General features: G+C 67.5%; 23 protein-coding genes and 2 tRNA genes. 17 read left to right on the forward strand and 8 right to left on the reverse strand.

What is annotated here, in order from left to right; translation table 11 throughout:
- Positions 1-48 precede the first annotated feature (48 nt).
- The 6 genes from KCTC_RS12045 to KCTC_RS12070 are packed head-to-tail and all read left to right on the forward strand — an operon-like array spanning position 49 to position 6,451.
- On the forward strand, positions 49-1,245 hold the full coding sequence (locus KCTC_RS12045; RefSeq protein WP_125570158.1) for an allantoate amidohydrolase: 1,197 nt from the start codon (positions 49-51) through the stop codon (positions 1,243-1,245).
- The gene (locus KCTC_RS12050) at positions 1,242-2,465 is read left to right on the forward strand and encodes a formimidoylglutamate deiminase (protein WP_125569489.1); all 1,224 of its coding nucleotides are present in this window, start codon (positions 1,242-1,244) and stop codon (positions 2,463-2,465) included. The genes KCTC_RS12045 and KCTC_RS12050 overlap by 4 nt, the downstream gene beginning before the upstream one ends.
- Entirely contained in the window at positions 2,458-3,630 is a 1,173-nt protein-coding gene (gene hutI / locus KCTC_RS12055) for an imidazolonepropionase (RefSeq protein ID WP_197715193.1), read from the forward strand. The genes KCTC_RS12050 and hutI overlap by 8 nt, the downstream gene beginning before the upstream one ends.
- Positions 3,631-3,690: 60 nt before the next feature.
- Positions 3,691-4,587, forward strand: coding sequence for a transporter substrate-binding domain-containing protein (locus tag KCTC_RS12060; RefSeq protein WP_125569491.1), 897 nt, complete (start codon positions 3,691-3,693; stop codon positions 4,585-4,587).
- Positions 4,588-4,607: 20 nt separating this feature from the next.
- On the forward strand, positions 4,608-5,624 hold the full coding sequence (locus KCTC_RS12065) for an amino acid ABC transporter permease (protein WP_125569492.1): 1,017 nt from the start codon (positions 4,608-4,610) through the stop codon (positions 5,622-5,624).
- Positions 5,621-6,451: an amino acid ABC transporter ATP-binding protein gene (locus KCTC_RS12070; protein ID WP_125569493.1), complete on the forward strand. Its 831-nt coding sequence runs from the start codon at positions 5,621-5,623 to the stop codon at positions 6,449-6,451. Before KCTC_RS12065 ends, KCTC_RS12070 begins: the two co-directional genes overlap by 4 nt.
- Here the strand turns inward: KCTC_RS12070 and bioD are convergent, their stop codons facing one another.
- From bioD to KCTC_RS12095, 5 genes are all read right to left on the reverse strand, one after another.
- A complete protein-coding gene (gene bioD / locus KCTC_RS12075; protein ID WP_125569494.1) occupies positions 6,452-7,111 on the reverse strand; it encodes a dethiobiotin synthase in 660 nt (219 codons plus the stop codon).
- Complete coding sequence (locus tag KCTC_RS12080) at positions 7,108-8,220, reverse strand: aminotransferase class I/II-fold pyridoxal phosphate-dependent enzyme (protein WP_125569495.1); 1,113 nt, start codon at positions 8,218-8,220, stop codon at positions 7,108-7,110. Before KCTC_RS12080 ends, bioD begins: the two co-directional genes overlap by 4 nt.
- Positions 8,217-9,500: an adenosylmethionine--8-amino-7-oxononanoate transaminase gene (locus KCTC_RS12085; protein ID WP_231998717.1), complete on the reverse strand. Its 1,284-nt coding sequence runs from the start codon at positions 9,498-9,500 to the stop codon at positions 8,217-8,219. Before KCTC_RS12085 ends, KCTC_RS12080 begins: the two co-directional genes overlap by 4 nt.
- A complete protein-coding gene (gene bioB, locus KCTC_RS12090; RefSeq protein WP_125569496.1) occupies positions 9,484-10,701 on the reverse strand; it encodes a biotin synthase BioB in 1,218 nt (405 codons plus the stop codon). Before bioB ends, KCTC_RS12085 begins: the two co-directional genes overlap by 17 nt.
- 134 nt (positions 10,702-10,835) lie before the next feature.
- A complete protein-coding gene (locus tag KCTC_RS12095; RefSeq protein WP_125569497.1) occupies positions 10,836-11,243 on the reverse strand; it encodes a VOC family protein in 408 nt (135 codons plus the stop codon).
- A gap of 34 nt (positions 11,244-11,277) precedes the next feature.
- Here KCTC_RS12095 and KCTC_RS12100 point away from each other — a divergent pair, with 34 nt between their 5' ends.
- Genes KCTC_RS12100 through KCTC_RS12110 form a run of 3 tightly spaced genes read left to right on the forward strand, consistent with a single transcriptional unit; the run spans position 11,278 to position 13,057 of the window.
- Positions 11,278-12,477: a glycosyltransferase family 87 protein gene (locus tag KCTC_RS12100; RefSeq protein WP_125569498.1), complete on the forward strand. Its 1,200-nt coding sequence runs from the start codon at positions 11,278-11,280 to the stop codon at positions 12,475-12,477.
- Positions 12,474-12,716, forward strand: a complete 243-nt coding sequence (locus KCTC_RS12105; protein ID WP_125569499.1) for a ribbon-helix-helix domain-containing protein — start codon at positions 12,474-12,476, stop codon at positions 12,714-12,716. The genes KCTC_RS12100 and KCTC_RS12105 overlap by 4 nt, the downstream gene beginning before the upstream one ends.
- Positions 12,713-13,057, forward strand: coding sequence for a type II toxin-antitoxin system PemK/MazF family toxin (locus KCTC_RS12110; protein ID WP_269461428.1), 345 nt, complete (start codon positions 12,713-12,715; stop codon positions 13,055-13,057). Before KCTC_RS12105 ends, KCTC_RS12110 begins: the two co-directional genes overlap by 4 nt.
- A 131-nt stretch (positions 13,058-13,188) precedes the next feature.
- Here KCTC_RS12110 and KCTC_RS12115 read toward each other — a convergent pair whose 3' ends face one another.
- Positions 13,189-13,620, reverse strand: coding sequence for a hypothetical protein (locus tag KCTC_RS12115; protein WP_125569501.1), 432 nt, complete (start codon positions 13,618-13,620; stop codon positions 13,189-13,191).
- Positions 13,590-14,456 carry a 3-methyladenine DNA glycosylase gene (locus tag KCTC_RS12120; protein WP_125569502.1) on the reverse strand — a complete coding sequence of 289 codons (867 nt, stop codon included), beginning with the start codon at positions 14,454-14,456 and terminating at the stop codon, positions 13,590-13,592. The genes KCTC_RS12115 and KCTC_RS12120 overlap by 31 nt, the downstream gene beginning before the upstream one ends.
- A 29-nt stretch (positions 14,457-14,485) precedes the next feature.
- Here KCTC_RS12120 and KCTC_RS12125 point away from each other — a divergent pair, with 29 nt between their 5' ends.
- The 4 genes from KCTC_RS12125 to KCTC_RS12140 all read left to right on the forward strand — a co-directional run bounded on the left by KCTC_RS12125 (position 14,486) and on the right by KCTC_RS12140 (position 18,107).
- Positions 14,486-14,821 carry a DoxX family protein gene (locus tag KCTC_RS12125; RefSeq protein ID WP_125569503.1) on the forward strand — a complete coding sequence of 112 codons (336 nt, stop codon included), beginning with the start codon at positions 14,486-14,488 and terminating at the stop codon, positions 14,819-14,821.
- Between the two features lie 48 nt (positions 14,822-14,869).
- The gene (locus KCTC_RS12130) at positions 14,870-15,688 is read left to right on the forward strand and encodes a fumarylacetoacetate hydrolase family protein (RefSeq protein WP_125569504.1); all 819 of its coding nucleotides are present in this window, start codon (positions 14,870-14,872) and stop codon (positions 15,686-15,688) included.
- Entirely contained in the window at positions 15,685-17,202 is a 1,518-nt protein-coding gene (gltX, locus tag KCTC_RS12135; protein ID WP_125569505.1) for a glutamate--tRNA ligase, read from the forward strand. Before KCTC_RS12130 ends, gltX begins: the two co-directional genes overlap by 4 nt.
- A 74-nt stretch (positions 17,203-17,276) precedes the next feature.
- Positions 17,277-18,107 (forward strand): CPBP family intramembrane glutamic endopeptidase, encoded by an 831-nt coding sequence (locus KCTC_RS12140; protein WP_125569506.1) that lies wholly within the window; start codon positions 17,277-17,279, stop codon positions 18,105-18,107.
- A gap of 53 nt (positions 18,108-18,160) precedes the next feature.
- Here KCTC_RS12140 and KCTC_RS12145 read toward each other — a convergent pair whose 3' ends face one another.
- A complete protein-coding gene (locus KCTC_RS12145; RefSeq protein ID WP_125569507.1) occupies positions 18,161-19,384 on the reverse strand; it encodes an HNH endonuclease signature motif containing protein in 1,224 nt (407 codons plus the stop codon).
- 203 nt (positions 19,385-19,587) lie between these two features.
- On the opposite strand from KCTC_RS12145, the gene KCTC_RS12150 reads away from it, so the two are divergent.
- The 4 genes from KCTC_RS12150 to KCTC_RS12165 all read left to right on the forward strand — a co-directional run bounded on the left by KCTC_RS12150 (position 19,588) and on the right by KCTC_RS12165 (position 25,023).
- Positions 19,588-19,662 (forward strand) — tRNA-Gln (locus KCTC_RS12150).
- A 75-nt stretch (positions 19,663-19,737) separates the two neighbouring features.
- The gene (locus KCTC_RS12155; RefSeq protein ID WP_125569508.1) at positions 19,738-21,570 is read left to right on the forward strand and encodes an ArnT family glycosyltransferase; all 1,833 of its coding nucleotides are present in this window, start codon (positions 19,738-19,740) and stop codon (positions 21,568-21,570) included.
- A gap of 67 nt (positions 21,571-21,637) precedes the next feature.
- A tRNA-Glu gene (locus KCTC_RS12160) sits at positions 21,638-21,710 on the forward strand.
- Between the two features lie 85 nt (positions 21,711-21,795).
- On the forward strand, positions 21,796-25,023 hold the full coding sequence (locus KCTC_RS12165; RefSeq protein WP_125569509.1) for a DEAD/DEAH box helicase: 3,228 nt from the start codon (positions 21,796-21,798) through the stop codon (positions 25,021-25,023).
- Positions 25,024-25,048: the final 25 nt, after the last annotated feature.

The raw sequence follows: 25,048 nt of genomic DNA on the forward strand, positions 1-25,048 counted from the left end.
CCGGTCACGTAGTGGCGGCCGACGACGAAAGTGGCTGAACTGGTGAGCATGGACTTCGAGGCGATGTGGCGGGCGCTGCTGCCTGTTGGCCGGGCGTCGACCGGTGGCTACCGGCGCAGCCCGTTCGCCTCCGCCGAGCGCGAGTGCCTGGACTGGTTCCTCGAGGCGGCCGTCGCCCGGGATCTGCGGATCGAAAGTGACGGCAACGGGAACGTCGTCGCGTGGTGGGAGCCGGTCGGCGCGGCCGGCCCCGCCGTGGTCACCGGATCGCACCTCGACAGCGTCACCGAGGGCGGTGCGTACGACGGCCCGCTCGGTGTGGTCTCGGCGCTTGCGGCGATCGACGTCCTGCGTGAGCGTGACGTACGCCCGGGTCGGCCGATCGGTGTGTCGGTGTTCGCGGAGGAGGAGGGCTCCCGGTTCGGGCTGGCTTGCCTCGGATCGCGCCTCGCCACCGGCGTACTCGCCCCGGAGAAGGCGGCGGCTCTGACTGATCGTCAGGGGGTCCGTCTGGACGAGGCGATGGCCGCGGCTGGCGTGACCGGCGCACTGGGCCGCTCCGCATGGCTCGACCGCGTGGGCACGTTCGTCGAACTCCACGTCGAGCAGGGCAGGGACCTCGTTCATCGCGACCGGTCGGTCGCCGTGGCCAGCGAGATCTGGCCGCACGGTCGCTACCGTTTCGACTTCACCGGGGAGGCCAACCATGCTGGCGCCACGCGGATGGAGGACCGGCATGACCCGATGCTGGCGTACGCGGCGACCGCGCTCGCGGCCGGTGAGCAGGCTCGAGCCAGCGGGCAAAGGGCCACCTTCGGCCGGATCGAGGCGGTGCCGAACGGCACCAACGCCGTCCCTTCGCGAGTCACCGCCTGGCTCGATGCGCGGGCCGAGTCCGACGACGTGCTCGCCGATCTGGTCAGCGACATCGAGGACGCGGGTCGTACGCGGTCCCAACTCGACGGGACCGCGCTGACGTTGACGCCCGAATCCGTGTCCCCGTCGGTGGCCTTCGACGCCTCCTTGGCCCGTCGGCTCGCGAGGGCTCTCGGCGACGCCCCGATCATCCCCACCCAGGCCGGGCACGATGCAGGCATCCTCTCGGGTGCGGGCATCCCCACCGCGATGCTGTTCGTACGCAATCCGACCGGCGTCTCCCACGCGCCTGGCGAGTACGCCGAGATGGCGGACTGCCTGGCTGGCGTGACGGCGCTGGCCGATGTCCTCGAGGAGTTGGCGTCGTGACGGCGCTCGTCCTGGAGCACGCGATCCTCGACGGTGTCTCGGTGCCGGACGTGGCGGTCACGGTGGCCGACGGCGTGATCACGGCCGTTGACCCGGTCGCAGCGGGCGGCGACGGCAGCTCGACAACCGTCCCCGGACTGACCGTCGCTGGCTTCGCCAACTGTCACTCGCACGCCTTTCATCGAGCGCTTCGAGGTCGCACCCAGGCCGAGCGCGGCAGCTTCTGGACCTGGCGCGAGCAGATGTACGCCCGTGCGGCGACGCTGACTCCGGACGAGTACTTCAGGCTCGCGACCCGCGTCTACGAGGAGATGCGCGCGACCGGGATCACCGCGGTCGGTGAGTTCCACTACCTGCACCACCAGCCCGGCGGCACCCCGTACGACGACCCCAACGAGATGGGTCGCGCACTGCTCGCGGCCGCCGATGAGGCCGGCATCCGGATCCGCCTGCTTGACGCCTGCTACGTCTCATCGGGCTTCGGGCAGGCTCCGGAGGGGGTGCAGCGCCGATTCAGCGACGGCGATGCCGACCGGTGGGCCGAACGGGTCGCCGCCTTCGACGATCCGCGTGTCGGTGTCGCGATCCACTCCGTACGCGCGGTCCCGCGGGAGCAGTTGGCAACGGTGGTGAAGGTGGCCGAGGGCCGCCCGCTGCACGTGCACCTCTCCGAGCAGGTCACCGAGAATGAGCAGTGCTTGGCTGCGTACGGCATGACGCCGACGCACGTGCTCGCCGAAGCGGGCGCGCTCGGCCCGATGACGACGGTGGTGCACGCGACGCATCTGACCGACTCCGACATCCGCATGCTCGGCGAGGCGCGCGTGTTCGTGAACTTCTGTCCCACCACCGAACGCGACCTCGCCGACGGCATCGGTCCGTCGCGCCGACTGGCTGAAGCCGGGGCGCGGCTGACGCTGGGCTCCGACAGCCACGCGGTCATCGATCTCTTCGAGGAGATGCGGGCAGTGGAGATGCACGAACGGCTCGCCACCCAGCAGCGCGGCCACTGGTCTGCGGCCGAACTGATTGCTGTGGCGACCGTCGACGGCCACGCCTCGCTCGGGTTCGAGGACGCCGGTCGGATCGCCCCGGGTCAGCGGGCTGATCTCGTCACCATCGACCTGGACACCCTTCGTACCCGCGACTGTGGCGCCTCCGCCGAGGCTTTCGTGTTCGCAGCGACAGCGGCCGATGTACGAGAGGTGCGCCGTGGCTGAGGTCTACACGAATGTCGGCGAACTGGTCACCAACGACCCGACTCACGACGGCACCCTGCTCGGCCTGATCCACGATGCCGCGGTGGTGGTCGAGGGCGGCCGGATCGCCTGGGTCGGACCAGCCGCAACGGCACCGGCCGCCGACACGGCGCACGATCTCGGTGGACGCGCAGTCATCCCCGGCTTCGTCGACTCGCACGCCCATCTCGTCTTCGCCGGCGACCGGGCTCCAGAGTTCGCGGCACGGATGGCGGGGGAGGCGTACGCCGCCGGCGGGATCCGCAGCACCGTCGCGGCGACCCGCGCCGCCACCGATGAACAACTCGAGGCCAACCTCGTACGCCTCCTCGCGGAGATGCGCCGCCAGGGCACGACCACGGTCGAGATCAAGAGTGGATATGGGCTGAGCGTCGGCGATGAGGCCCGGAGTCTGGCGATCGCCGCGCGCCACACGTCCGAGACCACCTTCCTGGGTGCTCATGTCGTTCCTGCCGACACCACGCCCGAGGAGTACGTCGCGACCGTCACCGGTCCGATGCTCGAGGCCGCCGCGCCGTACGCGAAGTGGATCGACGTCTTCTGCGAACGTGGCGCCTTCGATGCCGATCAGGCCCGTACGATCCTCAAGGCAGGCATCGCCAAGGGGCTGCTCCCCAGGATGCATGCCAACCAGTTGGGTCACGGGCCCGGCATTGAGGTCGCCTGCGAGGTCGGGGCGGCCAGCGCCGACCATTGCACATTCGCCACCGACGACGACCTGCGCAACCTGGCCGACGCCGGTGTGGTGGCGACTCTGCTGCCGGGCGTCGAGTTCAGCACGCGGCAGCCCTATCCGGACGCCCGCCGCTTCCTCGACGCCGGGGTCACGGTCGCGCTCGCAAGCGACTGCAACCCGGGTTCGTGCTACACCAGTTCGATGCCCTTCTGCATCGCGGTGGCCGTACGGGACATGAGGATGACTCCCGCGCAGGCGGTCTGGTCCGCGACCGCTGGTGGCGCTCGAGCGCTGCGTCGCGACGACGTCGGCGTACTCGTCCCGGGAGCCCTCGCGGACCTGGCGGTGCTGGCCGCGCCCTCCCACATCCACCTCGCGTACCGCCCCGGCGTGCCGATTGTCAGCCCTCTCCCCGAGGGTCGTCTCCCACTCGAAACAAAAAGGGTGTGAGATATGCCAAGTTGTTTGTACGCAGTTCAGAGCCCGTCCATCACTAGAGAAGGAAGCCCCATGCGCCGCCTTTCACTCGCCGTCTCCGCGACGGCCGCATCCCTGGCCCTCGCGGCCTGTGGTTCCAATTCGCTGACCAACACTGCCCCGAGTGCGTCGGCCACGGTCACGACCTCGGTTGACGCTGCGGCGGCCGCGCTTCTCCCGCCAGCCGTCAAGGCCAAGGGCACGCTGCTCGTGGGCATGGACACGACCTATCCACCGGTCGACGCGCTCGCGGGCGACGGCCAGACCGCTGTCGGTCTTGATGTCGATTTGTTCAACGCCGTGGCCAAGACCCTTGGCCTGACGGCCACGTACCAGACCGCAAAGTTCGATTCGATCATCGACGGGGTGGGTAGCGGCAAGTACGACGTGGGCGTCTCGGCCTTCTCGATCACCGATGCGCGTAAGAAGCAGGCTCACATGGTGAGCTACTTCATGGCTGGCACTGAGTGGGCTGCTCCGGTCGGCAACCCCAAGCACATTGATGTGAAGAGTCCGTGTGGCATCAGTGTTGCGGTGCAAACCGGTACCACCGAGGCGCTGCAGGACCTTCCGCCGAAGGTGGCGGCATGCGAGAAACTCGGCAAGCCTTTGCACGTCGATCACTACGACGCGCAGACTGCCGCGAATGCTGCGGTGATCAGCGGTAAGGACGACGCCATGCTGGCTGATTCGCCGATCACGGCTTACGCGGTGAAGCAGTCCACGGGCAAACTGCAGACGATTGGCACAATCTACGGCTCGGCGCACTACGGCTTTGTGGTTTCGCTGCCCAACACGGCGCTCGCCAACGCGTTCGCGGCTGCGCTCAAAGTGATGTACGAGAACGGTACCTATACGAAGGTGTTGGAGGCTTGGGGCGCAACTCAGGGCGGGATCAAGAGCTTCGCTGTCGACCCGGCCGTACAGTGACCCGCTGATTCGCGATCGCCATGAGCACTCAGTCAACTGGCTCAGCCTCCGCCCCCGGTAGCACCGGGGGCGGGGCCGAGCGCCCCGGCTCCATCAATGCCGTACCCGTGCGCCATCCCGGTCGGTGGTTGGCGGTCGTTGTCATCCTCGTGCTGGCTGCCAAGGGCATCCAGATCCTCGTGACGAACCCAGCCTTCGACTGGAACTTCATCGGGCAGGCGATGGTTCAGAGCCCGGTGATCCACGGGCTGGTTGCTGGGACGATCGTGGCAACCTTCGGCGCGATGGCCATCGGGGTCGCGCTGGGTGTGCTGCTTGCGGTGATGCGATTGAGCGAGAACAAGGTCCTCTCCTACGCGGCCTGGTTCTACATCTGGTTCTTCCGCGGTGTCCCGCGGTACGTGCTGCTCGCGCTGATGGGTGCGCTTGGCGTGGTCTTTCCGCCTTCGCGAGGCGGACTGGGTGTCGGGATTCCGTTCGGGCCTGAGTTGATGAAGCTATTCGGCCTCCACGGCGGCCTCCAGGTCTTCAGCCTTGATGCGAACCACCTGTTGGGCGGCATCTTGGGCGGAATTCTCGGGCTCGGCCTTTCAGAGGCTGCGTACATGGCTGAGATCGCTCGCGCCGGCATCCTGTCCGTCGACCCGGGGCAGCAGGAGGCGGCGTATGCGATCGGCATGTCTCGTGGCAAGGCAATGTGGCGGGTCGTGCTGCCACAAGCGATGCGGGTGATCGTGCCGCCGACAGGCAACGAGACGATCGGTATGTTCAAGGACACCACCTTGATGACGGCTCTCCCGGTCACCGTCGAACTCTTTTACCAGCTCAACAACATCGGCCTCAACACGTTCAAATCGTTCGATACGGATGTCGCTGCAATCCTCTGGTATCTCGTGATCTGCAGCGTGATGATGTTTGGCCAGATGCATCTGGAGCGTTACTTCGGACGAGGGTTCGGCTCCAAGGAACAAAGGCGCAAACTCTTCACATTCAAGGTAAAGGCACTCTCCACCAGCGACTCCGGAGGCCACCGATGACGTCCAGTGCGCCGCTCGTGCACACCGTCAACGTGCACAAGAGCTTCCACGGGAACGGAGTGCTCAAAGGCGTTGATCTCGACGTCCGTTCGGGGGAGGTCGTGTGTCTGCTCGGCCCGTCCGGCTCCGGTAAGACCACGTTCCTGCGCTGCATCAACCAGCTCGAGACGATTCAAGGCGGCCGCATCTGGATTGACGGTGAGTTGGCCGGCTACGAGGACCGCAACGGCAAGCTCTACCGGCTGACCGACAAGAAGATCGCAGCCCAGCGTCGCGAGATCGGGATGGTGTTCCAGCGCTTCAACCTGTTCCCGCACAAGACGGCGCTCGAGAACGTCATCGAGGGGCCCGTCCAGGTCAAGCGCCTCTCGAAGGCAAAGGCCCGCGAGCGTGGGCTCGAACTGCTCAACCGCGTGGGCCTGGGCGACCGGTGCGATCACTATCCCGCTCAGCTCTCCGGAGGTCAGCAGCAGCGGGTCGCGATCGCCCGTGCGCTGGCGATGGACCCGAAGTTGATGCTCTTCGACGAGCCGACCTCGGCACTCGACCCGGAGCTGGTCGGGGAGGTGCTGTCGGTCATGCGTGAGCTCGCTGACGCGGGCATGACGATGATCGTCGTCACCCACGAGATGGGCTTCGCTCGCGATGTGGCGGACCAGGTCGTCTTCATGGACGGCGGCATCGTCGTCGAGAAGGGGACGCCGACCGAGGTCTTCAACAATCCGCAGCACGAGCGCACGAAGTCGTTCCTGAGTCGGCTGCGTTCGGAGAGTCAGGAGTACGTCGAGGCGCTGAAGGCCGCAGCGGCGGCCGAGAGTCTCGACTGATCAGTCGTTGAACCAGCCCGAGGCGCTGGTGCGGAACTCCTCCGGGGCGACCGTACCGGCGCCTTCTGGTATCTCGGCGATGACCGGCACACCGCTGACCCGGGGCAGGTCGTCGCGGTTGAGGCGTTCGGCCAGGCCGGGGGAGGCGGGCATCGACCCGATGATCAGCCCGACCGGTTCGACCCCTCGGGCGCGAAGGGCCTGCACGGTGAGTTCGGTGTGGTTGAGCGTGCCGAGGCCGGCAGCGCAGACGACCACCACGTCGGCATCGGTCTGGGCTGCGATGTCGAGGACGGTGCCGCCCTCCGCGTCGAGGCGTACGAGCAGCCCCCCGGCGCCTTCGACGATCACCAGGTCGTACGCAGGCGCGAGCGCCGTGATCCGCGCCGCGTACTCGCTCACGCGCGGGATCTGGACTCCTTCGAGCCCCGCGGCTGTGTCGGGCGCCAACGGCTCCTGCAGGACCGTCCATTCCTGGACCTCGACGCCGGTGAGCCGGTGGATCTCCCGAGCATCGCTGTCGCCGTCGACGGCACCTGTCTGGGCGGGCTTGACCACCACGACGCGTTGGCCCGCCGCTGCGGCCCGTGCTGCCAGGGCAGCCGTCGCGATCGTCTTGCCGACCCCGGTGTTGGTGCCGGTGACGACGAGGATGCTCATCGGTGCGCCTCCGCGACCTTGATGACGATGTCGGTCGCACGCTGCCAGTCCTCGTCACTGAGGCCTGCGTTGGCCGTCACCCGCAGCCGGGAGATGCCATCCGGGACCGAGGGCGGGCGGAAGCATCCGACGCGTACGCCCTCGGCCGCGCACGCCTCGGCGGCTGCGAGCGCGGCCTGGGGAGTGGGCATCGGGATCGAGGTGACTGCGCCGGCCGGCGCCTCGACGCCGGCGCGGGACGCGAACCCCTCGACCCGGCGACGGATCCGGTCGGTGGCATCGGCGTCAGCCTCGAGCAGACGCAGCGCACCGAGGGCCGCGGCGGCTGAGGCGGGAGCCAAGCCGGTATCGAAGATGAACGGTCGGGCCCGGTTGACCAGGTGTTCGATGAGCGCAGAGGAGCCGAGTACGGCGCCCCCCTGGCTGCCGAGCGCCTTGGACAGCGTCGCGGTGACGATCACGTGGTCCTGACCTGCGAGGTCGGCCTGCGCCACCAGACCGGCGCCGTGCACGCCGAGCCCGTGAGCCTCGTCGACGATCAGGAGTGCGCCGTGGCGCTCGCAGACTGCTGCGAGGTCGGCCAGTGGTGCCGCATCTCCGAGGACGGAGTAGATGGACTCGACGAGCACCAACGCCCGGGTCGACCCGGCGAGCGCCGCGTCCACCGCAGCCACGTCGTTGTGCGGCGTCACCGTGACCGCGGCGCGCGCGAGTCGAGTGGCGTCGATCAGCGAGGCGTGGACATGCGCGTCCGAGACGATCAGGGTGTCCTTGTCAGCGAGCGCGCTGACGATGCTGAGGTTGGCGTGGTAGCCGGTCGAGAACACCAAGGCGGCGGGCTGGCCGAGATACGCGGCGAGTTCGGTCTCGAGTTCAGCGTGGATGCCGAGGCTGCCCGTCACCAAGCGCGAGGCAGCCGCGCCGCCACCCCAACGGACCGCCGCGGCAGCTGCGGCAGCCGTGACCGCCGGATGCTTGGCCAGGCCGAGGTAGTCGTTGCCGGCGAGGTCGATCACGCCGTCGTCGTACGCCCGCGGCTTGAGCCGCCGGGTCAGTCCCGCGGCCTCGCGGGCAGCTGCCTGTTCGGCGAGCCAGTCGTTCCAGGTCATCCGACAGCCACCGCCGCTTCGATCGCCGCCACGATCTGCTCGACCTCGTCGGTGGTGCAGACGTACGGCGGCATCGTGTAGATCAGGTCGCGGAACGGTCGCAACCAGACGCCCTTCCCGAGCGCAGCCTCGGTCGCGGCGACCACATCGACCGGGTGGTCGAGTTGGACGACGCCGACCGCGCCAAGGACGCGTACGTCGGCGACTCCGGGCGTGGAGCGGACCTTCTCCAGGCCGCCGAGTGCGTTGTGGACCCGGGCCACATCGGTCTCCCAACCCCGCGAGGCCAGCAGGTCGATTGAGGCGGTGGCGATCGCGCAGGCCAGTGGGTTCGCCATGAAGGTGGGCCCATGCATGAGTACGCCCGACTCCGAGTCGGACACGCCCTGGGCGATCCGCCCGGTGGTGAGCACGGCGGCCATCGTCAGGTAGCCACCGGTGAGCGCCTTGCCGACGCAGAGGATGTCAGGGGTGACCAGTTCGGACACGAACAGGTGACCCGTCCGGCCGAACCCGGTCGCGATCTCATCGAAGATCAGCACCAGCCCCAACTCGTCCGCGATCTCGCGCAGGACCGTCAGGCACGCGGCGTCGTACGGCCACATCCCGCCGGCGCCCTGGAGCAGCGGTTCCACGATGATTCCGGCGAGCTCGTGCGCGTGGTGCTCAGCGAGGGCGCGTACGCCCGCGGCCCAGCCATCGATGTCGTCGCCCGGTGCCGGGGGAGCGTCTGCGAACACGTGCTCCGGGAGTAGACCACGCCACATCGAGTGCATGCCACCGTCGGGGTCGGTGACGGACATCGGGTGGAAGGTGTCGCCGTGGTAACCGCCGCGAAGCGCCAGGAACCGCTTGCGCTCGGGTCGTCCGGAGCCTCGCTGGAACTGCAACGCCATCTTGAGCGCGATCTCGACGCTCACCGATCCGGAGTCAGCCAGGAAGACCTTGTCCAACGGCTCAGGGGTGATCTCGATGAGTTTCCGGGCGAGCGTGATCGCTGGTTCGTGGGTCAGGCCGCCGAACATCACGTGCGACATCGACTCCAGTTGGGAGTGAGCGGCGTGATCGAGCTCGGGCACGGCGTACCCGTGGATGGCCGCCCACCACGAGGACATCCCGTCGATGACCTCGCCGTACCCGGCCAGTCTCAGGCGTACCCCCCGGGCGCTCTCGACGAGCCGAACCGGGGTCGGCTCGGTCATCGAGGTGTACGGATGCCAGACGTGCTCGCGGTCGTACGCGAGCAACCCGTCGGCGCGTGGATCAGGCGTTGGCGGCAACTTCGGTCCCCGCGCCGCGGCGGCGGATCGCCGGGTTGTGCTCGGAGGTCTCGGCTTCGGGCGACGTCGAGGCGACCGAGCAGCCACCGCAACCGTCGCCGCAACCGCCGGCAGAGGAGCCGCACGCCCCGCCACTGGTGGCACATCCACCCTGCGTCGCGTGGGCACGGTGGGTGATGCCGGCTTGGTGGGAGGTGATGAGTTCGTTGAACGCGTCCTGGTCCATGCCGAGGATCGAGAAGCCGTTGTCGCGCAGCATCTCCAGGTCGGTGAGCGCGTCCTGGCCCTCGGAGGTGAGGTAGTCGCCGAGGAAGATCGAGTTCGCGACCTGCAGTGCGGTGGCCTGCAGGGAGCGCAGGTGCATTTCGCGGCCACCGGCGATGCGGATCTCCTTGTCGGGGCACACGAACCGGGCGGTGGCGAGGATCTTCACGCAACGCACCGGGGACAACTCCCAGGTGTTCTCGTACGGGGTGCCGTCGAACGGCATCAGGAAGTTCACCGGGATCGAGTCCGACTCCAGGGCCTTGAGCGCGAACAGTGCCTCGGCCAACTGCTCATCGGTTTCCCCGAGGCCGGCGATCAGACCCGAGCACGGTGAGAGGCCGGCGGTCTTCGCCTTGCCGATGGTGTCGACCCGGTCGGCGTAGGTGTGGGTCTGGACGATGGTGTCGTGGTTGGACTCGGCGGTGTTGATGTTGTGGTTGTACGCATCCACGCCGGCGGCCTTGAGGCGCTCGGCCTGGCCGTCCTTGAGCAGGCCCAGGCAGGCACAGACCTCGACACCGGCGTATTCGTCCTTGAGTGCCTCGGTCATCTCGACGACCTTGTCGATGTCGCGCTCGGAGGGGCCGCGGCCTGAGGAGACCATGCAGACACGGGTGGCGCCGCCCTGCAGGCCCATCCCGGCCTGCTTGAGCGTCTCTTCCTTCGACAGGTAGGAGTACTTCAGGATCGGGGCCTCGGAGCCGATGGCCTGGCTGCAGTAGTTGCAGTTCTCCGGGCACAGACCGGACTTGAGGTTGACCAGGTAGTTGACCTTGACCGTGTTGGCGAAGTGCTTGCGGCGCAGTCGACCGGCCGCAGCGACGATCGACATCAGCTCGGAGTCATCGGCCTGCAGGACCGCCACCGCATCCTCGGGGGTGGCGGAGCCACCAGCCAGGATCTTGTCGGCGAGGTCGTCAAACGAGATGGTCATGGAACTCCTCAGGTCACGCGTACCGGCTGTGCACGGCCGGACGCTCCAGTATGAGGCCGCTCGGAAGTTACTCCCCAGTCGGGGTGTCGCGGTGGGACGTGCCGATGGGCCCCGTGGGCGGCCTCTGCGGACGCTCAGCCCTGGGGCGAGACGTTGACCATCCATGAGATGCCGAACTTGTCGATCAGCATGCCGAATTCGTCGCCCCACATCTGCTTCGCGTACGGCACGGTGACGGTGGCGCCGTCGCTGAGCTTGTCCCAGTAACCCTTGAGTTCCTCGGACTCGCTGCCGCTCAGGCTGATCGCGATGTTCGTACCCGGGTTGTAGTCCATGCCATCCGGGGTGTCCGAGGCGAAGAGGGTGAAGCCCGACGGAGTCTGGAGCGAGGAGTGCATGATGCCCTCGGCGTTGGCCGCATCCGGGTCGCCCATGTCACCGAACTTGGCGAAGAACAGTTCGCCGCCGAGGACCGACTGGTAGAACTCCATCGCGTCGCGGGCGGTGTCCTTGAAGGAGATGTACGGGTTCAGGATGGCCATGCCTCGACGCTAGCCGCTGCTAGTGTCCGGCGCCATGAGGCTCGTACGCGCTGCGCTGATCATCGGTGCGGTGACCACAGGCTTCTCGATCTGGCTGATCGGTCATCCATCGGCCGATTTCGCGGTCTACCTCGGTGCCACACATCGCTGGGTCCACGGCGGTGATCCGTACGCGTCGCTGATCACGTCTCCGCAGATCACCCCGCCGGGGATGCTCTTCACGTACACGCCCTTTGCGCTGATCGCGCTGGCGCCGCTGACCGTGCTGTCGTGGCAGGCGGTGACCGTGATCTGGACGCTGGTGACGGTTGCGATCCTGTACGTCCTGGTCGAGCGGTTGACGCCGGACGTGCCTCGGCGCGCACTGGTGGTGCTCGGGGTGTTCGCGCTGCTGATGGGCGACCACGTCGTCAACTACAACGTGACCTGCGAGCAGATCAACATCCCGCTGATGGGGTTGGTGCTGTTCGACATGATGCGGAGCGACGACAGTCCGTCCGCCCGATGGCTGCCCCGCGGAGTCATGGTCGGTGCGGCCACCGCGATCAAGCTGACACCGGGCCTGTTCATCGCCTACTTCATCCTCTCGAGGCAATGGCGGCTGGCACTGTGGAGTGCCTTGTCCGCGGCCGGGGTCACGTTGGCGTCGTGGGTCCTGATGCCGCATCTCAGTTCGGAGTACTGGTTCCATCTATCGGACCTGCAGAACCGCGTCGTCACCGGTGCCGGCAGCCTCGCGAACTCCTCCAACGGCTCGATCCAGGGGATGTTCGACGCAGGCTGGCCGGGTGCCCCGCCCATGCTCGTCAAAGGCATCACGGTGCTGGTCGCACTCGCCGCACTCGCCACGGCCGTGTACGTCCACCGCCGCGGGCGAAGCCTCGAGGCGGCCCTGATCATCGGCATGGCTGCGCCGGCCTTGTCGCCAGTCGGCTGGGTGCACCACTGGGCCTTTGTCGCCCCGGCCATCGTCGTGGCGCTCTTCCACGTCCGGTGGACGCGGGTCACCGCGACGCTCGGTGTGTTGCTCTATGCCGCGCAGGAGTTCGTACCGAAGTTGGGTGATCGCCTGTCCGAGCATGCGCCATGGCTGACGCCGGTCGGCCTGGTCGTACGCGAGGCGCCCGGTCTGACGGCGCTGTTCCTGATCGTGCTGTTCGTGATGAACGCGCGTTCGGCCGCTACCGGTCGACCAATGAAACAGGGTTATACCGAGGTATACTCGACGTCATGAAGACAGCGATCTCCGTCCCGGACGAGATTTTCGAACGGGTTGAGCGCATGGCCAAGCGACATGGGATCAATCGGTCGCAGTTCTACTCGCAGGCTGCCGAGCGGTACGCGTCCGAGTTGGAGGCGAATGACCTCAAGGACGCGATCAACGCAGCTGTCGACATCGCCTATCCCGACATGTCGGTCGACTTCGCCCTCGAAACCGGCCGCCGCCTGCTCGGCGCTGATGACGAGTGGTGACCCGCGGCGAGGTCTATTGGTGCGACCTGGGGGAGCCCGTGGGCAGTGCCCCCGCCAAGCGGCGTCCCGTTCTGGTGATCCAGTCGGACGACTACAACGACACGAGATTGCAGACGACGATCGTCGTCGCCCTGACATCCAACACGGCCCTGTCGGCCATGCCTGGAAACGTATTCCTCGATGTCAATGTCACCGGGCTTCCCAAGGATTGCGTCGCCAACGTGACGGCGATTGCCACCGTTGATCGCCGCGACCTCCATGTGCGGCCGCTTGCACGCGTGCCGCAGCACTTGATGGACCAGGTCGACCGCGGCCTCCGCCAGGTCCTGGATCTCGCTTAGCGCTGCTGTTTCACGCGCATGGTGCGTGTTTCGGCAGCGTTAGACCGCGGTCGTCCGCGTATCCGGCCACTCTGGGCGATCAACTGACCCAGCGCCGATGCACGTTGGTCGAGTCCCCGGTCGCCTTGCGGTCAGGAGGACGGTGTTGATTCGCTCCACGTCCAGGCTCGTTTGCGAAGCGCGGCGACTGAACAAACCCCGAGGATGCCTCCAACACCCCCGATCACCGCCCCGATGACGGCTGTCGTCGTCGGGCTCACGTCGGTCGCCTGAGACGGATCGCCGCCGCGCAGATAAATCGTGTGATGGCTGCCGGCCGACCAGAAGCATCCAGATCTGCCGCCCCGGTTGACCCACACGTGGCTGTGGCCCTGATGGTCAAGGAACTGAACGTCGCAGTCGCGGCCGCCGACCGGGAGCACCAGGCCATCAACCCCATCGGATGAACCGATGGACCCGCCGATCATGAGGGCCCCGATCAGGACGAGGAGGACGGCTCCGCCGATGCACGCGACGATCTTGAAGCGCCGCCTCAGAGTTGACGTCCAAGCAGCCGGTCGCATTCCGCAATGATCGCAGCCCTCAGCGGCGCAGCACGCTCGGCGAACTCGCGCTGAGCAGCCGCGTACGCCTGCTTGCCCTCGGGCGTCTCGATGCGGACCGGTTCGAGTCCGAGGTCGGCGAAGTCGTACGGCGACGCCCGCATGTCCAGGACCCTGACCTTCCACGCCAGTTCGAAGCAGTCGGCGACGAGTTCGGAAGGGATCAGCGGAGACAGCCTGAAGGCATGCTTGTAGAGGTCCATGGTGCCGTGCAGGCACCCGGGCTGCTCGAAGTCGGCGCGGTCACCGACCCCGGGCCGAAGGGTGTTGAGCGGCAGCGCCGGCGGGGTGAAGAACCGGTAGGCGTCGAAGTGCGAGCACTGAATCCGGTGCGACTCGACGACCGCATCGGTCCCGGCCCCCCACAGCCGCAGCGGCCACTCCGGGTGGCGTACGCCATCGACCTCCATCCGATAGACCATCGCCCACTCGTGCAGCCCGAAACATCCGAGTTGGGGGGAACGCCCGGCGGTGGCCGACAGCAGATTCCGGAGCCCACGGATCAGCGGGAGTTGGCGAGCGAGCCAAGCCGCGGTGACAGCGCCCTCGGCGTACCCGCGCAGCCCCTCGTACTCGGGCGCGTTCTCCAGTCGTACGCCGAACCCCGGATGCCAGCGCAGCAGCTGGGCAGGTCGGTGGGCGTAGTAGGTGAACAGGAAGTCATGGACGGGATGCCGGACCCCGGAATGGCGCCGTTCGAGATGCGGTGTGACGTACGGAAGCAGCCGCTCCCGGTGGGCAGCGGCGCGAGTCGACCATGCGCTGTGTGACAACACCACGTGCGCGCTTCCCTCCACAACGGCAAGGGTAGGAGCACAATGCTGATGTGTTCGTCTTGGCGTCGGTCGTCGGATTGCTCTTCATCTGCACGGGTGCGGTGAAGCTGGTCGGTGTCCCGTTCAGTCTCGAGATGCGCGATCACCTCAAGGTGAGCGTGCAGTTGTGGCGCATCATCGGCACCCTCGAGATCCTCGGTGGCATGGGCGTGATCGTCGGCATCGCCTGGGAGCCGCTCCAGATCGCGACGTACGCGTGCCTCGCGGCCCTGATGGTCGGCGCGCTGCGGTACCGAGTGAAGGCCCATGACGGTCTGCTCTGGACCGGGGTGGATGTCGCGACTCTGGCGTTCGTCGTCGTCGCTGCGGTGCTCCGCCTCACCTGAGAAGTCCTGACATTTCGGGGTACGAAGATGCCCCGATAGCCTCAAGCCGTGCGCATCGTTCGATTCACCGTCCCCGGCACCGAAGGTCCGCAATACGGAGCCCTGACCGGCGACCTGGACGAGTTCGGTCAGCCCGCTGACGACGCCGTCATCGTCGCGTTGGCCGGTGACCCGCTGTACGCCGGCGTCCACATCCTCGAGCAAACGTACCCGCTGAGCGCGGTCGGCCTGCTGGCGCCGATCATCCCGCGGAGCAAGATCGTGGCCATCGGCAAGAACTATGCGGACCACGCCGCTGAGATGGGCGGTGAGGTACCGGCCGAACCGCTGATGTTCCTCAAGCCCAACACGGCGGTCGTCGGCCCGGGCGACGGCATTGTCTACCCGACCCAGAGCGAAAACGTGCACTACGAGGGCGAGCTGGCGATCGTGATCAGTCGGATCTGCCGTGACGTGCCGAAGGAACGTGCCGCCGAGGTCATCTACGGCTTCACGCTCGCCAACGACGTGACCGCGCGGGACCTGCAGAAGCGCGACGGTCAGTTCACGCGCGCGAAGGGTTTCGACACGTTCTGCCCGCTGGGCCCGTGGATCGAGACCGAACTTGCTCTGGAGACGATCAAGGACGGCATCGCGATCCAGACCTACCTGGACGGCGATCTCGTCCAGGACGGCTCGACCAAGGATCTGATGTTCGACGTCCCGACGCTCATCGAGGCGGTGACCAGCGTGATGACGCTGCTGCCCGGCGATGTCATCCTGACCGGCACCCCGTCCGGTGTCGGCCCGATGACGGTGGGACAAGAAGTAGAAGTTGCGAGCCCGGTCCTGGGTGCGCTGATGAACACGGTGGTAGCCAAGAAATGACTGTTCGCGTACGTATGGCCCCGAGCCCGACCGGCTCCCCGCACGTCGGTCTGGTGCGTACGGCTCTGTTCAACTGGGCCTTCGCGCGCCACCACGGCGGCACCTTCGTGTTCCGGGTGGAGGACACCGACAAGGAGCGCTCGACCGCTGAGTCCGAGGCCGCCGTGATCGACCTGCTGCACTGGCTGGGCCTGGAGTGGGACGAGGGCCCCGAGGTCGGCGGCCCGTACGGCCCGTACCGCCAGTCCGAGCGCACTGAGCTCTACAAGGACGCGCTCGCGCGTCTCGTCGACGGTGGGCACGCGTACAAGTGCTACTGCACGACGGAGGAGACCGAGGCCCGGTTCGCGGAGAAGAAGGCCGCGTACGACTCCGCGAAGGCGGCCTTCGTTGCCGCTGGTGGCCAGGGTACGAAGCCCGAGGCGCCGATCATGGGCTACGACGGCTTCTGTCGCGACCTCACCGCCGAGCAGCTCGCCGCGTTCGAGGGGCGGCCGTGGGTGCCGCGGCTGCGGATGCCGGACGGCTCGATCACCTGGAATGACCTCGTCCGCGGAGACGTGACGTTCGAGACCAAGCACATCCCGGACTACGCATTGGCCCGCGCCAATGGTGACCCGCTCTACACGCTGGTCAACCCGGTCGACGACGCGTACATGAAGATCACCCACGTCCTGCGCGGCGAGGACCTGCTCTCCAGCACCCCGCGCCAGATCGCGCTGTACGACGCGCTCAAGGCGGTCGGGATCGCTGATCTGACTCCGGAGTTCGGGCACCTCCCTTACGTCATGGGGGAGGGCAACAAGAAGCTCTCCAAGCGTGACCCCGAGGCGCACGCCCTGGCGTACCGCGACCAGGGATTCATCCCCGAGGGCCTGCTCAACTACCTGGCTCTGCTCGGCTGGTCGATCGCTGGCGATCGCGACATCTTCTCGCTGGAGGAAATGGTCGAGGCGTTCGACATCAAGGACGTCAACCCGAACCCAGCCCGCTTCGACATCAAGAAGTGTGAGGCGATCAACGCCACGCACATGCACCAACTCTCGGTCGAGGACTGCACCCATCGGGCGCTGCCGTTCCTCAAGCGCGACGGCGTGCTGACCGACCCGGTGTCGCCAGCCGACCAGCAACTGCTCGAGCTGGCGATGCCGTTCGTGGCCGAGCGGGTCAACAAGCTCACCGAGGTCGGTGAGCTGTTGCGCTTCCTCTTCGTGTCCGATGACGACTTCACGGTCGACGCCGAGGACAAGGAGAAGGTCGTCGACGCCGGCGACGGTCCCGCTGTCATCCAGGCCGCGTACGACGCCCTGAGGTCGATCGAGATCTGGTCGGCCGCGACCATCTCGGATGCGCTGTCCCTGGCTCTCGTCGAGGAGATGGGCCTCAAGCCGCGCGTCGCGTTCGGTCCAGTACGCGTCGCCACCACCGGCCGTCGGATCAGCCCGCCGCTGTACGAATCGCTCGAACTCCTCGGTCGCGACCGTACGCTTCGCCGACTGCAGGCTGCGCTCTGACCTCGCCGCGCCTCACGTACCCCCAGTTGCACCGGCTCGGCCGGCACAGCTGGGGGTTGTGGGTTGTAGGGATCGTGGGTGCCTTCGTCGGTGCGCTGGTGCTGGTGCCGCTTGTTGCCGCTCTGGGGATCCGGATCGCGAATGCGATCGGTGGGGCAGATTTCATCAGCACGGATCGGCTCACCGCGAAGGTCGGCGTCACCCCGCCTGACCTGGCCGCCCTCAACCTCAACAACGCGGGCTGGATCCTCGTCGCCGTCGCGCTGACCTGGTTCGTCCATCGGGTACGCCCCGGCTTCCTGATCAGCGTTGCGCAGCGGTTCCGGTGGCGCTGGCTGGCGGTGTGCTTCGGGCTGGGAATCCTCACCCTGGCGGTGACCGTGCTGGTCGAACTGGTGATCCCGTCGACGACCAGCGCGGCCGCGGCCGAGCACTACTCGACCGAGCGGACCGCTGCGTTCATCGCGGTGGTCGCGCTGACGACGCCGTTGCAGGCGATGGGCGAGGAGTTCATGTTCCGCGGCTATCTCACCCAGGCCATGGGCGGCGTCGCGCCGAAGGCTGTTGCTGTGGTCGTGCCCGCGTTGCTGTTCGCCGCCGCACACGGATCGCAGGGTCTGCCGGTGTTCATCGACCGACTGACGTTCGGGCTGATGGCCGGCGTCGTGGTGCTCGTCAGCGGAGGTCTCGAGGCCGGGATCGCGATGCACGTCCTCAACAATCTGGTCGCCTTCGGGGTCGCCATCGGGACGCACTCCGTCAGCGCGACTCTGGCTGCGTCCGGTGGCACCTGGTGGGTCGTGCCGGTGACCCTCACGCAGAACGGCGTGTTCCTCGTGCTGGTCGTCTGGGCCACCCGCCGGCGTGGGCCGGACTTCGCGTCCGCTCCAGCTGCAGCCGCCTGAAGTGCGGTCTGTGGGTGTCGGCATCGGCGCCCAACGATGCGTCCTGGCCCGTCCTACCTGCGCAAATGCAGTTCCAGCAGCCTGCCGTTGCGGGTCGACTGGTACCGCGAGTCGTGAAGCCTTCGGTGGTGGTGACCGCACACGAGTAGTGCGTTGTTGAGGTCGGTGCGGCCGCCACGGGACCAGGGGTCTTCGTGGTGGGCGTCGCACCACGTCGAGGGCACGTCGCAGCCTTGGACCTGGCAGGTGGAGTGTCGGGTGCGCAGCGCCTTGCGCTGGGCTGGCGTGAACAACCGTTGCGCACGACCCAGGTCCAGCACCTGCGACCTGCCTCCCAGGACAACAGGAATGATCTCGGCGGTGCAAGCCAATCGGCGTGCTTCGGCGGCGCTGAGTCGTTGGTCGGAGTCGAGCCCGCCGATCGACGCGGCACCCAAGTCGGTGCGGAGGACGGCCAGTGGGACGGTCACCATGACGGTGGTCGCGTGACCACCGTGCTTCGGCAGTGTGGCCGGATTGATGTGCTCGAGGAGGTCGCAGAACGCCCGGCCCAGCAACTGATCGGCACGGGCAGTCTCGCCGTCGAGCTTCCGGGGCTGGGTGAACGCCTCCACGTACGTCCGGAGCCGCTGGGCGGCCGACGCCGGGATGACGCCGCTGATCGTTGAGGTGCCGTCGTACCGATCCAGGATTCGCAGGGACGTCTTCTCCCACGCCGACCGTTCCTCCCGCAAGAGCGCCTTCGCTTCGGCCGCATCTGCCGCGTCTGGATCGACCACCGCTTCCAGATGGCGAGCCACGCGAGAGAGCGCCTTGGGGGAGAGGGTAGGAGCCTGATCCACCAGCGCCGCCTCGGCACGATCGCGGAGTTCGGCGGTCACATCGGAGGGGAGTCCGTCGAGGGCACGGACGATGATCCCGGCTTTGGCAACATCGATCACACCCTCCGCGAGCGCTGCCGACACGATCGGCGCGGACTCAAGCGACCGACCGAGCTGAAGCGAGCGACGTACGGCATGGACGTCGTCGTGCGCCTCGTGCGCCAGCCAGGCGGCGACGTCCCGCGCGCCCGCGTCGAAGGCCACATCGTCCGCTGCCGCCAGCAACCTTGCCTGCAATGAGGCCGCGGAGGCCAACGCCTCGCGGATCGCCAGGAGGGCGGCCGCCTTGTCCTTCGTCGGCATGAACGTCGGATCGAGGTCGGCGACATCGATGAGTGCGGAGCGGACCGTACGCGCACACGCCAACACCGGGTGGGTGTGATGCGGGTCGTCCATGGCAGCTCCTCGAGTTGCCACAACTTTACCGCCGGCCACCGACAAAAACGAACAAATGTTCGAATAGGTGGTGAGATGAATTACCGAGCCGCGCGAACCGTCTGACCACGCCGCGTCAATGCCGGATTTCGCGTCAACCCCGGTCGCCGGGTAACGTTCTCCAACGGCTGGCCGACGCTCTTTCGAGGGCCGAAGTGAGCCATTGGGATATGGTGTAATTGGCAACACTACGGTTTCTGGTTCCGTCATTCTAGGTTCGAGTCCTGGTATCCCAGCCACATTGAACGGCGACTCCTGCGAGTCGCCGTTCGGCGTTTCCGGGGGTCGCACGCCGCGACGGTTAGAGTCAGGCCGTGCCCGAGGATCCCGCCCCCACCCGCCTGTCGCAGCGCGTACGCGATCGTTTGCCGATTGCCGCGGTCCTGACCGGATCGCTCGTTCTGTACACGTGGAATCTCGCGGTGAACCAGTGGGGCAACACGTACTACAGCGCCGCGGTCTGGGCGGGCTCGCGCAACCTGGAGGCGGCGTTCTTCGGGTCCATTGATCCGCACAACGCGATGTCGGTGGACAAGCCGCCGGCCGCGTTCTGGTTGCCCGAGATCCTGGTTCGGATCTTCGGCCTGCACAGTTGGACGCTGATGCTGCCGAATGCTCTTCTCGGCGTCGCCACCGTCGGCATGGTCTATCTGATCGTGCGCCGGGTGGCGACCGAAAGAGCTGCCGTCTTCGGTGCGATCGTCACCGCGCTCACCCCGGCGGCTGCGCTGATGTTCCGTTACAACAACCCGGACGCATTGCTCGTCTTCCTGCTGGTGACGGCTGGCTACGCCACGATCCGCGCCATTGAGACCGGTGCGCGACGCTGGCTGATCACGGCGGGTCTGCTGGTCGGGTTCGGAGTGCTGACCAAGATGCTGCAGGCCGGACTGGTCGTGCCGGTCTTCGCTCTGGCCCACCTCGACCTCGCCCCGGGGACGGTCAAGCGCCGACTCGTCGACCTGCTCTGGGCCGCCGCGGCGATCATCGTCGGGTGCGGCTGGTGGTTCGCTATTGTGGCGCTGACCCCGGCGGGTCATCGCCCCTTTATCGATGGCACCACCAACAACTCGATCATCGATCTGGTCTTCGGCTACAACGGCTTCGGTCGGCTGACCGGCGGATCCGGCAACGAGGGTGCCTCGAACGGCCTCATCTCGATGTTCCGACTGACAGGCCGGAACGCGTTGCCGATGGTGTCCTGGTTGGTGCCGGCCGCAGTGCTGCTCGGTCTGGTCGCCCTGGTCAAGGTGCGGCGGAGGCCGCGGACGGACCCGCTGAAGGCGGTGCTGCTGATCGCGGCTGGCTCGATGGTCATCAGCATCATGTTCTTCATCCTGATGGGGGGCATCTACCACGACTACTACATGGTGGCCGTCGTGCCGTGGCTGGCCATCACGATCGCCGTCGCCGCACCTGTGGCCGGGCGGCGTGCGGTCGCCACCGCGGCGGCGGTCTCTGCAGCCTGGGCATATCACATCCTGCAGCGGGCGCCGATGACAGACTACCGCGTGTTGGGCTGGCTGCTGCTCGTCGCGGGGCTGGGAGTCGCGGCCGTGGTTCTCATCGGCCGGGGCCGGGTCGCCGCTGGCGCCATGGTCGCTGCCGCGGTCCTCGCGGTCGTCGGGCCGGCGGCGTACGCGCTGCGCATTCCGGCCCACGGGTACGCCGGGTCCAACGCAGTCGTGACGCCGTCCATCGGTATGGACATCGCCCTGGACCGACCCGAGATGATGACCACCCACTGTCCGAAGGTCTTCGGGGGCGCATCGCTCCCGATCCCCGGCTTCGGCCAGGCGCCGTCGATCCCGGCGGCGACCGCGCAGGTGCTTCGCAGCGACACGGGATCGCGCCCGTGGGTCGCCGCGACCGTCGGCTCGGAGCGAGCCGCGTCGTACGAGCTCGCCTCGGGCAAGTCGGTCATGGGGGTCGGCGGCTACAAGATCCGTACGCCCGGGATCTCACTCGCCGCGTTCCAGAACCTGGTGAAGCACGGGCAGGTCCGCTACTTCCTGCCGGTCTGTGTCTGGCCCGTCGACGAGACGACCTACCTGATCTCGGTGTGGGTCTGGCAGCACTACGCGCCGACGACGGTGGCCGGGATCCCGGTCATCGACTTCACGAAGCCGCGTACGAAGGCGTCGTGAATTTGGGGCGAACTCGTCGCCTCGGCTAATGTTTCCTCTCGTTCGCCGAGTCTGGCGAGCATGTTTTGCCCCCGTTGTGTAGCGGCCTAGCACGCCGCCCTCTCACGGCGGTAGCGCCGGTTCGAATCCGGTCGGGGGTACAAACAGAAGGGCCTCGCTCCGGCGGGGCCCTTCGTCGTTTCTGCGCTTTCGCTGCCGCAGCCACCGAGTAGGTAGCCTCGGCAGGTGGTCGTTGTGTCGGTGGAGCAGATGCGCCAGACATTCGACCCCGCGACGATTGCCCGAGGCCGGGCGTACGTCGCCGAGGGCCGCGTGCTGAAGACCTCCGCGGGGACCGGTCGCGGTCAGACCGTCGTGATGGGAGAGGTACGCGGCTCGGGTCGACACCCGTACGTCGCCACCGTCACGGTCACCGATGTGGGAGCGATTCGGGACACCCGTTGCAGTTGCCCGGTCACGTACGAATGCAAGCACTGCGTCGCGGTCCTGCTGGCGGAGCAGGCGCGCTCGACCGAGCCGACGCCGGCCGCGGTCTCCGGCTGGGTCAAGGATCTCGCCGGGTTGTTGGGCGACCTGGATCAGCAGCCGACCGGGTCCGTTGCCTGGGTGCCGCTGGCGCTCGAGGTGGAGTATCACCCGCGTGAATCGCGCTGGGGCGGGCAGGCGTTCACCCTGCCGATCCGACCGATGAAGCGCGGTAGGCGGGACAACTGGATCAAGACCGGTGTCTCCTGGCGTGATGCCGAGTACGGGATGCGCTATCAGCGGGAGTACCGGCCTGCCCAGGTCGAGGTGCTCGCGGACATGGCCACGACCTTCGTACAGGGCTACAGCAATCAGAACCCCGATCTGTTGTCACTCGGTCCGATGGTCTGGCCGCTGTTGCGCCGCGCGCAGCAGGCGGGCATCGAACTGTTGCCCGGCCCGGGACTGACCTCCATCACGCTCGACAGCGATGCGGCGACCGTGCAGGCCGACGTCAGCCGCGACGACACTGAAATGGCCGTACGCATCGGAGTCCAGGTCGACGGTCGCTGGTGGCCGAACGACGAGGGCGAGCTGGCGACGATCGGCGACAAGGCCCACGGCCTGGCGCTGTTGCGACGTGCCGAGGATGCGGGCCGTTACCCGCGGCCGACGCGCGAGTTGACCCTGGTGCCGCTGGCCCAACCGCTGCCGGCGTCGCTGCAACGACGGTTGCCGGTGCGTACGCCCATCGTGGTGCCGGCCGCAGCACGTGACCAGTTCGAGGTCGAGTTCCTGCCGCGCCTGCGGCGACACCTGTCGGTGGGATCCTCCGACGGGACGTATGAGGTGCCGACAGTGGCACCGCCGCGTCTGGTCTGCACACTCGAATGGGCGGCGACGGCCTCGGTCCGTACCTCCTGGACCTGGCGCTACGCCCAGGGCCGTCACGTCCAGACGTACGTACTGGACTCGCTGCCGAGCACGACGGACAACCGTGACCTCGACGCCGAACGCGCGATCCTCGATGCCCTGACGGCGCCGGACGGAATGGCCGGCTGGGGCGCCCGGTCATGGACGGACGCCGATCTTGTGCGGTTCGTCGCCGACGTGCTGCCCGAGTTGCGCGCGGCTGCCGAGAGCGGGGCGTACGTCCTCGACGAAGTCGGCGAGCCCCGGGACTATCGCGCCGCCATCCGAGCCCCCGACGTGACCTTCGGTGCCAGTGAGGCCAAGGACGACCGCGACTGGCTCGACCTCTCGGTCGCGATCAGCGTCGACGGTGAGTCGGTCCCGCTGGGGTCGGTGCTCACGGCGCTCACGACCGGCCAGGAATTCATCTTCACCGAGGCCGGGCGCCACGTCCCTGCGCGCCATCCCGCGTTCGCGCGGCTCGCCGACCTCGTTGCCGATGCCGCCCAGTTGGTCGACCAGCCGGGCGACGGCCTCCGAGTCAGCCGCCACGACTTGTCGATGTGGGCCGAACTGGAAGCTCTGGGCGTGGTCGATGACCAGGCCAGCCAGTGGGCTCGGAACGCCCGGGCGCTGATGCACTTCGACGGTCTGCCCGACGTCTTGCTCGAAGGTCTGGCGGCGGAACCACGGCCCTACCAGGTCGACGGCATCCGCTGGTTGACCTATCTGTGGAAGGCCGGGCTGGGCGGGATCCTGGCCGACGACATGGGGCTGGGCAAGACGCTGCAGACCCTCGCGCTGATCGACCATGCGCGGCGTACCGGAGCCGGCCCCTTCCTGGTGGTGGCACCGACCAGTGTGATCGGGACCTGGGTGTCGGAGACCGCTCGGCACACGCCGGGTCTGGTGGCCCGTCCCGTCACCGCGACGGTGGCCGGTCGGGGCCAGACACTGGCGGAGGCGTACGCAGGCGCCGACATCGTGGTCACGTCGTACACGCTCTTCCGTCTGCGGGCGCAGGAGTATCGGGACCTGTCGTGGGGTGGGCTGATCCTCGACGAGGCGCACACCGTGAAGAACCACCAGGGCAAGACCTACAACGAGATCCGGCAGCTCGACGTGCCGTTCCGGCTGGCGCTGACCGGGACGCCGTTCGAGAACCGCCTCCTTGAACTGTGGTCGTTGCTGTCCATCGTCGCGCCGGGCCTGTATCCGCATCCGAAACGCTTCACCGAGTACGTCGTACGCCCCGTCGAACAGGGCGGGGACGATCAGGCGCTGGCGCGTTTTCGCAGGCGCGTACGCCCGTTCCTGCTGCGTCGCACGAAAGACCTCGTGGCCGCGGACCTGCCGCCGAAGCAGGAGCAGGTGCTCTCGATCGAGTTGAGTCCGAAGCACCGACGGATCTATGACACCCACCTGCAGCGCGAGCGGCAGACGGTCCTGGGCCTGGTCGACGACTTCAACCGCAACCGGATCGCGATCTTCAGTGCGCTGACCCGGCTGCGCCAGCTCAGCCTCGATCCGGCGCTGGTCGACGCCGAGCATGAGGGAGTCGGCTCGGCAAAGCTCGACGCGCTGGTCGATCAGGTGGCCGAACTGGCCTCGGAGGGTCATCGGGCGCTGGTGTTCAGTCAGTTCACGACGTATCTGCGGCGGGTGCAACGCAGGCTCGAGGCCGAGGGCATCGACACCGTCTATCTCGACGGCCGCACCCGCGATCGGCCGCGCGTGATCGAGGAGTTCAAGAGCGGGACGCAGCCGGTCTTCCTGATCAGCCTCAAGGCCGGCGGGTCGGGTCTCACCCTGACCGAGGCGGACTACGTCTTCATCCTCGACCCCTGGTGGAACCCGGCCGTGGAGGCTCAGGCGATCGACCGGACCCACCGGATCGGGCAGACCCAACACGTGATGGCGTACCGGATGGTGTCGGTCGGCACGATCGAGGAGAAGGTGATGGCGCTCAAGGAGCGCAAGGCTGCCCTCTTTGCGAAAGTGCTCGACGGTGAGTCCGGGATGTCGGCCGAACTCGGTGCCGCGGACGTACGCGCGCTCTTCGACGACCCCGTGTAGTCAGCGAGGGCCTGGACCGTGGCGG

The organism is Nocardioides baekrokdamisoli, from assembly GCF_003945325.1.
Taxonomy (GTDB): Bacteria; Actinomycetota; Actinomycetes; order Propionibacteriales; family Nocardioidaceae; genus Nocardioides; species Nocardioides baekrokdamisoli.